At 66.2% G+C, this 9,608-nt stretch carries 12 protein-coding genes; 2 read left to right on the forward strand and 10 right to left on the reverse strand.

Annotated elements, in window-relative coordinates:
- Positions 1 to 125: 125 nt before the first annotated feature.
- From RUU78_RS04275 to cutA, 10 genes are all read right to left on the reverse strand, one after another.
- On the reverse strand, positions 126 to 917 hold the full coding sequence (locus RUU78_RS04275; RefSeq protein WP_313914006.1) for a DUF3426 domain-containing protein: 792 nt from the start codon (positions 915 to 917) through the stop codon (positions 126 to 128).
- A 112-nt stretch (positions 918 to 1,029) separates the two neighbouring features.
- On the reverse strand, positions 1,030 to 1,935 hold the full coding sequence (prmA, locus tag RUU78_RS04280) for a 50S ribosomal protein L11 methyltransferase (protein WP_313914008.1): 906 nt from the start codon (positions 1,933 to 1,935) through the stop codon (positions 1,030 to 1,032).
- 16 nt (positions 1,936 to 1,951) lie between these two features.
- Positions 1,952 to 2,377 carry a hypothetical protein gene (locus RUU78_RS04285; protein WP_313914010.1) on the reverse strand — a complete coding sequence of 142 codons (426 nt, stop codon included), beginning with the start codon at positions 2,375 to 2,377 and terminating at the stop codon, positions 1,952 to 1,954.
- A complete protein-coding gene (gene accC / locus RUU78_RS04290) occupies positions 2,364 to 3,731 on the reverse strand; it encodes an acetyl-CoA carboxylase biotin carboxylase subunit (RefSeq protein WP_313914013.1) in 1,368 nt (455 codons plus the stop codon). Before accC ends, RUU78_RS04285 begins: the two co-directional genes overlap by 14 nt.
- A 15-nt stretch (positions 3,732 to 3,746) precedes the next feature.
- The gene (gene accB / locus RUU78_RS04295) at positions 3,747 to 4,235 is read right to left on the reverse strand and encodes an acetyl-CoA carboxylase biotin carboxyl carrier protein (protein WP_313914014.1); all 489 of its coding nucleotides are present in this window, start codon (positions 4,233 to 4,235) and stop codon (positions 3,747 to 3,749) included.
- A gap of 36 nt (positions 4,236 to 4,271) precedes the next feature.
- Complete coding sequence (gene aroQ / locus RUU78_RS04300; protein WP_313914016.1) at positions 4,272 to 4,709, reverse strand: type II 3-dehydroquinate dehydratase; 438 nt, start codon at positions 4,707 to 4,709, stop codon at positions 4,272 to 4,274.
- Positions 4,710 to 4,832: 123 nt separating this feature from the next.
- Positions 4,833 to 5,171 carry a zinc ribbon domain-containing protein YjdM gene (locus tag RUU78_RS04305; RefSeq protein WP_313914017.1) on the reverse strand — a complete coding sequence of 113 codons (339 nt, stop codon included), beginning with the start codon at positions 5,169 to 5,171 and terminating at the stop codon, positions 4,833 to 4,835.
- 149 nt (positions 5,172 to 5,320) lie between these two features.
- The gene (locus RUU78_RS04310) at positions 5,321 to 5,947 is read right to left on the reverse strand and encodes a TlpA disulfide reductase family protein (RefSeq protein WP_313914019.1); all 627 of its coding nucleotides are present in this window, start codon (positions 5,945 to 5,947) and stop codon (positions 5,321 to 5,323) included.
- Complete coding sequence (dsbD, locus tag RUU78_RS04315; protein WP_313914021.1) at positions 5,947 to 8,292, reverse strand: protein-disulfide reductase DsbD; 2,346 nt, start codon at positions 8,290 to 8,292, stop codon at positions 5,947 to 5,949. Before dsbD ends, RUU78_RS04310 begins: the two co-directional genes overlap by 1 nt.
- A 78-nt stretch (positions 8,293 to 8,370) precedes the next feature.
- Positions 8,371 to 8,694, reverse strand: coding sequence for a divalent-cation tolerance protein CutA (gene cutA, locus RUU78_RS04320; RefSeq protein ID WP_313914023.1), 324 nt, complete (start codon positions 8,692 to 8,694; stop codon positions 8,371 to 8,373).
- 273 nt (positions 8,695 to 8,967) lie between these two features.
- On the opposite strand from cutA, the gene groES reads away from it, so the two are divergent.
- A complete protein-coding gene (gene groES, locus RUU78_RS04325; protein ID WP_313914025.1) occupies positions 8,968 to 9,258 on the forward strand; it encodes a co-chaperone GroES in 291 nt (96 codons plus the stop codon).
- A gap of 99 nt (positions 9,259 to 9,357) precedes the next feature.
- Positions 9,358 to 9,608, forward strand: a 251-nt coding sequence (locus RUU78_RS04330; RefSeq protein WP_313914029.1) for a TCP-1/cpn60 chaperonin family protein, incomplete at its 3' end; no start/stop codon positions are given.

Below are 9,608 nucleotides of genomic sequence, written 5' to 3' on the forward strand. Positions count from 1 at the left end.
GTTAGCGCGGTGATTGCGCGTTGGTAAGTGCCAACTGTCGCAATACGCAAAGATCTCTCAGCGCCACGCCGGTGAATTTCGACGCGGTCGCATCGCGACGACGTACGGCGGCACGCGTGTTCCGTTCAAAGAAACTTGAATTCGAAGGCAACCGCGTTCCTGCCCGGATCGCGGACCTCGAAAACCAGCGCGGTGCTTGCGCCAGCGGCAAGGCCGCGTTCGATCGCCCGGGTGTCGCCGAGGTAGTCGCGCGGCTGGAAGCGACGCATCGCGACGCGGTTCTCGTCGAGGTCGGACAAGGTGATTTCCACGACCGGGAACGCCTGCGCGTAATCGGCGGCATTGCGCACCGTCGCCGACACGATCAACGCACCCGACACCGAGGGATGTGGGCGGATGTCGCGCGACAGCAGCTCGAGCTGCTGCGTCGCGTGGCGTAGCGGCAGCACGCAGTTCAGGGCGGCGCAGCTGCGGTCGAGCCACGGACGCACGAGGTCGCTGTCGAGCAGCTGGTCGCGCTCCGCATAGGCGAGCTGGCCGGCCAGACTCAGCGAAAGCAGCACGGTACCGACAGCCCACGGCCAGCGCCGGCCGCTGCTGCGACGCGCGTGGCGCGCGAACGCCGGCGCGGACGTGCGTCGCGGTTCGCGCGCCCGCGGGCGCTCGTCGGGATCAAAGGTGAAGCTGACCGCTTGCGCATTCGGCCGGTAAACCGGAACGCCCAGGCGCGGCGGTACCGGATCGGGCGCATGAATGTCCAGACGTTCGAACGGCTCCGGCGGCAGTTGGTCGGCCAGCGTGAGCAGCGCGTCGAACAGTGCATCGCAATGGCTGCAGCGCACCATGCCGTGCCCGCGCGCGATGGCTGCCGCATCGGCGTTGTAGACGGTCGCGCATTCGGGGCATTGCGTATACATGCGAGATAAGAAGGGAAGAGAAGTGAGTGGAGTGTGGGAGTGGGAGCTGGCGCAGCGTGGACCGCGCCGCCGACGATTTCAAGCGAAGTGGTCCCTCGCTTTCACTCCTTTCTCACTTCTCTTCACTCTCCACTGACTTGCGGCGGCCGCTGATGCGCACCCAGTCTTCGCGTTGCGCGGTGCGCAGGTCTTCGAACCACTCGCCGTAACGCACGAGCAACTCCTCGTGCTGGCCGGCAAGGATGCCCGACAGCGCGAACGGCGCGCCGGGTTTGCAGGCGTCGGCGAACAGCGGCGCGAGCTGCGCCAGTGGGCCGGCGAGGATGTTGGCCACCAGCAGGTCATGCGGCTCGTTGACGTAGTCCGTCGGCAGGAACAGGCGCAGGGCGTCGGCGACGCCGTTGCGCTGCGCATTGTCGCGGCTGGCTTCGAGCGCCTGCGGATCGAGATCCACGCCGACAACCTCGGCCGCGCCGAGCTTCAGGGCTGCGAGCGCGAGCACTCCCGAGCCGCAGCCATAGTCGAGCAGACGCTTGCCGCTAAGTTCGATGCCGTCCAGCCATTCCAGGCACAGGGCTGTGGTCGGGTGCGTGCCAGTGCCGAAGGCGAGGCCGGGATCGAGGCGCACGACGACGGTATCGCCGCCGTCGTCCGGCGGATCGATGTTCCACGGATAGATCCACAGGCGCCGGCCGAACTGCATGGGCTGGAACGTATCCATCCAGGCGCGCACCCAGTCCGCGTCGGCGATGTCGCGGAAATCGAGCTGGTCCGGCGCGATCTCGGGAACGAGGTCAGTCAGCGCATGCACGAGGCCAGCGCGGTCTACCGCAATGTCGAACAGGGCAGCGAGCTTGATCGTCGGCCACACCGGCGTCTCGCCGGGCGCGGGCTCGAAGATGGGGTGGTCTTCCGCATCGAGCAGGGTCACCGACAGCGCGCCCAGGTCCTCCAGCGCCAGCTCGATGCGTTCCTGTTCGTTGGCGTGGATGGTCAGCGAGAGTTCTATCCAGGGCATGGTGTGTGCGTGCTACTCAGTTTTGGATGTCGATACTGCGCAGGCCGTCCGGATGCGTCATGTAGGCCTTGCCGCCGCGCTGCCTGGCGACCGTGGCCACGCAGAGTACGTCGGCGATCGTGGTCGTCACGTCCTGGGCGCCCGTCACGACGAGATTGGTCTGGCGATACGGCATGAGCAGTCCGGCCAGTCCTTCGCAGGTGGCGGTTGCGTCCTGTACCGAGTAGGCGTTCTTGCCGGTGACGACAATGACCAGCGAATCCGGTGGCAGCCCTTCGAGTGTCGCGGTCTGCGGTGGCGGCGCGGCCACGGTGGCTGCGGCCGACACCGGCTTGGCCGCGGCAGCATCCTTGCTGGCGCCGCCGCTGTTGGCGCAGCCCGTGGCGAGCGCGGCGGACAGCGCCAGCGTCGTGCAGTACAGCGAACGGTCAACCCAGCGCAATGCCCTTCTCCTTCTGTTCGGCGATGCGCTTTTCCAGATAGTGGATGTTCTGCCCGCCGGCCTGGAAACCCACATCGCTCATGATGCGCTGCTGCAGCGGGATATTGGTCTTGACGCCGTCGATGACCATTTCCGCCAGGGCCAGGCGCATGCGCGCGATCGCGGTGGCGCGGTCGCGGCCGTGGACGATGAGCTTGCCGATCATCGAGTCGTAGTTCGGCGGGATGCGGTAGCCGTCGTAGATGTGCGTGTCCAGGCGCACGCCGGGTCCGCCGGCACCGAGGAAACGCTTCACCGTGCCTGGCGACGGCATGAAGGTGTCGGGGTCTTCGGCGTTGATACGGCACTCGACGGCATGGCCGGTGAAGGTCACGTCTTCCTGGCGGATCGACAGCTTCTCACCGCCGGCGATCAGCAACTGCTCACGCACCAGATCGATGCCAGTGATGAGTTCCGTCACCGGGTGCTCGACCTGGATGCGCGTATTCATCTCGATGAAATAGAAGCGGCCGTTCTCGAAGAGGAACTCGAACGTGCCGGCGCCGCGGTAGCCGATGCGCAGGCAGGCGTCGACGCAGACCTTGCCGATGGCGGCGCGCTGCTCGGGCGTAATGCCGGGCGCCGGTGCTTCCTCGACGACTTTCTGGTGGCGGCGCTGCATGGAGCAGTCGCGCTCACCGAGGTGGATGGCGTTGCCCTGGCCGTCGGCGAGCACCTGGATCTCGACATGGCGCGGGTTCTCGAGGAACTTCTCCATGTAGACCATATCGTTGCTGAAAGCCGCCTTGGCTTCCGACTTGGTCATCCCGATGGCGTTGTGCAGGTGCGCCTCGGTATGCACGACGCGCATGCCGCGACCGCCGCCGCCGCCGGCTGCCTTGATGATGATCGGATAGCCGATGTCACGGGCGATGCGGCTGTTCTCGGTCGGATCATCGCCGAGCGGTCCACCCGAGCCCGGCACGCAGGGCACGCCGGCCGCCTTCATCGCCTTGATGGCTTCGACCTTGTCGCCCATGAGGCGGATCACGCTCGCCGTCGGGCCGATGAAGATGAAGCCGGACTTCTCGCAGCGCTCGGCGAAGTCGGCGTTTTCCGACAGGAAGCCGTAGCCCGGATGGATGGCCTGAGCGTCGGTGACCTCGGCCGCGGCGATGATGGCCGGGACATTGAGGTAGCTTTCGGCCGCCGGCGCCGGGCCGATACAGACCGATTCGTCGGCCATGCCGACGTGCTTGAGATTGCGGTCCACCGTGGAATGGACGGCGACGGTCTTGATGCCCAGCGTGTGGCAGGCGCGCAGCACGCGCAGGGCAATCTCGCCGCGGTTGGCGATGACGACTTTATCGAGCATGGGCTAGTGTCCGCCTCAGCCGATCACGAACAGCGGTTCGTCGAATTCGATCGGACGCCCGCTGGTCGCCAGCACGGCGAGAATGGTGCCGCCGACATCGGCCTCGATCTGGTTGAACATCTTCATCGCCTCGATGATGGCGAGCGTTTCGCCGGGCTTGACCTGCTGGCCGACCTTGACGAACGGCGGCGCCTCCGGATTCGGCGAGGCGTAGTAGGTGCCGACCATCGGCGAACGCACGATGTGGCCGTCGGGCAGGGTCTTGCCGGTCGGTGTTCCCGGCGTTTCGGGCGCTGGCGCGGCGCCAGCCTGCGTGGCGCGGTGCTGTTCCACATGCACATGCGTGACGGGTGCCGGCGGCGTCGCGGCAGCCATCATCGGCAAGGTCATGCCGCGCGGCAGGCGGCTCAGGCGCACGACTTCCTCGCCTTCCTTGATTTCCAGCTCGGCCAGATTCGACTCTTCCAGGATGTCGATCAGCTTCTTGATTTTGCGCAGGTCCACGGACGGATCCTCAGGTGCAGTGACAGACGAAAAACATCAGGCCAGACGACGCATCGCGGCGTGCAGCGCCAGCCGATAGCTGTCGGTGCCAAACCCGCAGATGACGCCGACGGCGACGTCGGAAAGATAGGAACGATGGCGGAACGGCTCGCGCGCGTGCACGTTCGACAGATGCAACTCGACAAACGGCAGGCCAACGGCCAGCAGGGCATCACGCAAGGCGATGCTCGTATGCGTAAAAGCAGCCGGATTGATCAGGATGAACGCGGTGCCGTCGCAGCGCGCCGCGTGGATGCGCTCGATGAGCGCGTGTTCCGCATTCGATTGGAGGTGCGCCAGTTCGTGGCCCTGGTCTTGCGCGATCGCGACAAGATCGCCGACGATGCTGTCCAATGTCGCGTGCCCGTAGGTCTCCGGCTCGCGCGTGCCGAGCAGGTTGAGGTTCGGGCCATTCAGCAACAGGATTTTCGCCAAGCCGGCTCTCCGTTGCCGACGTAGTGCCGGCTGGGGCGCGCAAGTCTGCGCTTGGCCGCCGATCTTGTCCAGTTCGGCGATGTTCGCCGATGTTTAACCGTCGTGTAATGGCGTCGGCCGCATTCAGGCCTTCCTGACGAACTCCGATTTCAGCTGCATGGCGCCAAACCCGTCGATCTTGCAGTCGATGTCGTGGTCGCCTTCCGTCAGGCGTATGCCCTTGACCCGGGTACCGACTTTCACCACCGACGATGACCCGCGCACTTTCAGATCCTTGATTACGGTGATCGTGTCGCCGTCACTGAGCACGTTGCCGTAGGCGTCGCGCACGACGCGCGCGGCGTCGACGGTTTCGATTGCGGCGGCGGTCCATTCGTGTGCGCATTCGGGACAGACATACTGGCCGCCGTCCTCATAGGTGTAAGCGGACTGGCATTGCGGGCAGGGCGGAAAATCGCTCATCGGTCGAAGGTGTCGTCGTGTGGCGGGGGGCGCATGTTCCGCCAAGGATCGGCACGCAGCAACCCGGCGCGACGGCGCTTGCAGATTCGATACGACCCCGTTCGTCGTGCCAGCGTGCCGGTGCAAACCCCGCGATGGGTCAAGCGCGATCAGTGGTGCGGCGCGATCCAGCCCTCGAGCACCGCCTCGCTGACTTCGCCGAGGCGCGTATCGAGAATCCGGCCGTCGCGGCCTAGCAGCACGCTGAAGGGCAGGGCGCCGTAGGTGTTGCCGAACGGCAGCGACGGATTTGCCGCCGGATTCGGTGCCAGCAGGATCGGATAGCCGACCGGCGTGTCGCGCAGGAACGCTTCGACGTCGGCGGTCCCGTCGAGTGCAACGCCGACGACCTGCACACCGTTGGCGGCGTGTTTCTGCTGAAAGCGATCGAGTTCGGGCATTTCCTTGCGACACGGCGCACACCAGGTCGCCCAGAAATTGACTACGACGAGGCGATCCTGCCACTGCGTCAGCGACGCGGCCTTGCCGTCGCGACCGAGTAGCGCGACAGCGGGCGCCGGATCGCCTTTCTGCGCGATCCGTACGCCGGCCGGCGCGGCCGGCTGCGCCGCGTCGATCCAGGCCTCGGCCAGCCAGCGCGTCGCCGCGCTGCGGCTCAGCAGGTCGGTGATGCCGCGCGGGGCGCCCTTGCCGGTCATGATGCTGCCGACGACGAGGCCGGCCACGCCTGCGCTGAGCGCGAGCAGGCCGACGGCGGCGGTGTGCTTCCAGCTCATCAGCGGCCGGCCTTGGCCACACGCGCAGCGAACTTGTCGGCTGCCTCGAAGCCGATCAGGCGCTGGCCGCGCTTTTCCTTGCCGTCGGCACCGAAGAATATCGTCGCGGGCGGACCGAACAGGGTGAAGTGCTTGAGCAGTGCCTGGTCGGTCGCGTCGTTCGCGGTCACGTCGGCCTTGAGCAGCGTGTAGCCTTCCAGCGCCGCGTGGACCTGCGGTCTGGTGAACGTGAACTTCTCCATTTCCTTGCAGGCCACGCACCAGTCGGCATAGAAATCCAGCATCACCGGTTTGCCTTCGCCGAGGCTGCGCTCGAGATCTTCCACGCTCTTGATGGTGCGGAACGGCAGGTGCTCGCTGCGGGCCGCGGCACCGCCGCCCAGGCCCTTGAGCGGCTGCAGCGGGTCGGCCGAGCCGGCGAACGCGCCGATCAGTTGTGCCGCGCCGGCGATCAGCAGCATCACCCCCAGCGCCTTCCACAGCGTGCGCCAGCCGGAGGCGCCGACAGGCAGTCGTTCCAGCGCACCGAGGTAGATACCACTGGCCACGGCTAGCGCACCGATCATCAGCATGGTCCAGACCGGATCGAGGATGCGCGACAACATCCAGATCGCGAGCGCCAGGAAGCTCACGCCGAACACCGCCTTGACCGCATCCATCCAGGCACCGGCGCGTGGCAGCAGCTTGCCGGCGGCGGTGCCGGCGACGACCAGCGGCGCGCCCATGCCGAGCGACAGCACGAACAGCGCAAGGCCGCCGAACAGCGGATCGCGCGTCTGGCTGATGTAGAGCACGCCCGCGGCCAGCGGCGGCGCCACGCAGGGACCGACGATCAACGCCGACAGCACGCCCATGATCGCCACGCCGGTCAGCGAACCGCCCTGCTGGCGATTGCTGACGTTGGCGATGCGGTTCTGCAGGCCGGTCGGCAGCTGGAGTTCGTAGAAGCCGAACATCGACAGCGACAGCAGGACGAACAGCGCGGCAAAGGAAATCAGGATCCATGGCTGCTGGAACACGGCCTGCAGATTGGCGCCGACGAGACCCGCGATCACGCCGGCGATGGTGAACACGACGGTGGACGCGAGCACATAGACCAGCGACAGCACGAAGGCGCGCCGTGTCGACACGTTGTCGCCGGCACCGGCGATGATGCCCGAGAGGATCGGCAGCATCGGGAACACGCACGGCGTGAAGGCGAGCAGCAAGCCGAAGCCGAAGAAGGAGAGCAGCGCGAACAGGCGGTCGCCGGACAGCCGCGCCGCGAGCACCTGTTCCTCGGACTGATCGACATTGCCGGCCGTTGGTGACGCCTCGGCCTGTTTCTCCGCCGCCGCGTAGTGCTCGTTGCCGGCCTTGAGCTGGTCGACGGTCGCGGCGGGCAGATCGACGCTGACGGCGCGCGTCATGATCGGATAACAGATGCCGTTGTCTTCGCAGCCCTGGAACTCGGCTTGCAGTTTCAACGACTGTGCCGCGCCGTCCTTGCGGTCGAGCAGCACCGGCAATTCCACCTGGTCGAAATACACGGTGACTTCGCCGAAGTGCTCGTCCCTGTGCAGTACGCCTTTGGGCCACTGCTTCTTGCCGAGTGCAACGCCGCTGTCGGCCGGCACGCGCAGCACACTCTTGTCGCGATACAGGTAGTAGCCCTTGGGCATGGTCCAGCGGGCGAGGAGTTCCGTCGGGCCGGTGGCGATGGCTTCGAAGACGAAGGCCTGTTCGGGTGGCAGCGGCAGCTTCTCGTTCGGCGCATCTGCCGTACCGGCCGTACCCGTGTCCATCGGCGCGTCGAGGGCCGGCTTTCCGAGCTGTCCCAGCGCTGACTGCAGCGAGCCGCTACCCGCGGCTGGCGCCGCGAGAGGATTCGGTGGGGTGTCCAATGGATTTGCCGCGACGCTGCTGGCTGCAGGCAAGATCACGCTGACCGTGGTCGCGTGTGGCGGATAGCAGATCTTGGGCTCGCGTTCGTGGCAGCCCTGGATGCTGACGCTGAATTCGGCGGTGTCGCCGCGGACCAGGGTCAGCGGCTGCGTTGCGGCGACCTTGTCGTGATAGACCTCGACGTCGCCGAGGAACTCGTCATGCTTACGTTCGCCCGGCGGCAACTGCAGCTCGCCGAGGCTCAGGCCGTCGGCCGGCTTGCCGGTCCTGATGCGCGAGCGATACAGGTAATAGCCGTCGGCGATCTTCCATTCGAGCCTGACCGTGCCGCGATCGGTCGCGCTGGTGGTCAGCGCGAAGGCCTCCTCGACGCGCAGCAGATCCGTGTCGGACTGGGCCTGGGCGTGGCCGAATCCGAGCAGTCCGGCAACGGTCAGGGCATAGCGGGCGAAACGGCTCATTGCGGCTCCAGCAGCGGTTTGTCGGGAACAGACCGGCGTGCGGGCGCGGTCCTTGCGGCGGTCGCGGTTGCGGGTGACTCAGTGCTTTGACGCGGTTGCCTGCGCCAGCCAGGCCAGGTACGGCTCGTGCCCCAGGGCCACATCGACCGCGATCACTTCCGGGAGTTCATACGGATGCAGCGCGACGATCCGCGCGCGCAGCGCCTCGAAGCGCGCGCGCGTCGTCTTGATCAGCAGCAGGAGCTCGGCGTCCACGCGAGTCTCGCCTTCCCAGCGGTAGGTCGATACCACGCCGGGCAGGCGGTTGACGCAGGCAGCCAGGCCTTCCTCGACGAGGGCGCGGGCGATGCGGTCGGCTATGTCCGGGTCGGGCACGCAGCAATAGGCGATCAGGGCGGACATGGCGGCCTGCAGTGGCTTCAGGGGCGCGCACGATAACCCGGCAGGCGGCGGGCGCCCATGACCGGATCGCCGAAGTCACGGGGGGCCAGCCGGCGGCCAACGAACACCCGGCCCTTGAAAGCGCTGAGCAGCGCCGCATATGACGGGCCACACCGGCGAGGCATTGGCGTTGTCATCTTGACCGGCTAGAATTGGCACTCACCGGCGTCGAGTGCTAACAGCCCGCCGAAATTCTTTTTTAATCAATCTCTTGCAAACCCTGAGGGAACAACCATGAAGCTTCGTCCTTTGCACGACCGCGTGATCATCAAGCGCCTGGAAGCCGAAACCAAGTCCGCCGGCGGCATCGTCATTCCCGACAGCGCCACCGAAAAGCCCGTCCGTGGTGAAGTCATCGCCGCCGGCAGCGGCAAGATCCTCGAAGACGGCAAGGTCCGCCCGATCGCGGTCAAGGCCGGTGACAAGGTCCTGTTCGGCAAGTACAGCGGCACCGAAGTGAAGATCGACGGCGAAGAGCTGCTGGTCATGCGCGAAGAAGATCTTCTGGCCGTCATCGAAGGCTGAGACCGCTACGGCCCGGGCGCGAAGGCACTCCGCCACGCGCAGCCCTCCGGCGCTCTCTAGTTCCTCACTCCCACCCCCTATTTTCTGGAGTCTCATCCCATGGCAGCCAAAGAAATCCGTTTCAGTGAAGATGCCCGCGCCCGTATGGTCCGCGGCGTCAATATCCTTGCCAACGCCGTGAAGGCCACGCTGGGTCCGAAGGGCCGCAATGTCGTTCTCGAAAAGAGCTTCGGCGCGCCGACGATCACCAAGGACGGCGTCTCCGTCGCCAAGGAAATCGAACTCGCCGACAAGTTCGAGAACATGGGCGCGCAGATGGTCAAGGAAGTCGCTTCCAAGACCTCCGATGT

Origin of the sequence: Tahibacter sp., assembly GCF_032229445.1 — a bacterium.
GTDB lineage: Bacteria > Pseudomonadota > Gammaproteobacteria > Xanthomonadales > Rhodanobacteraceae > Tahibacter.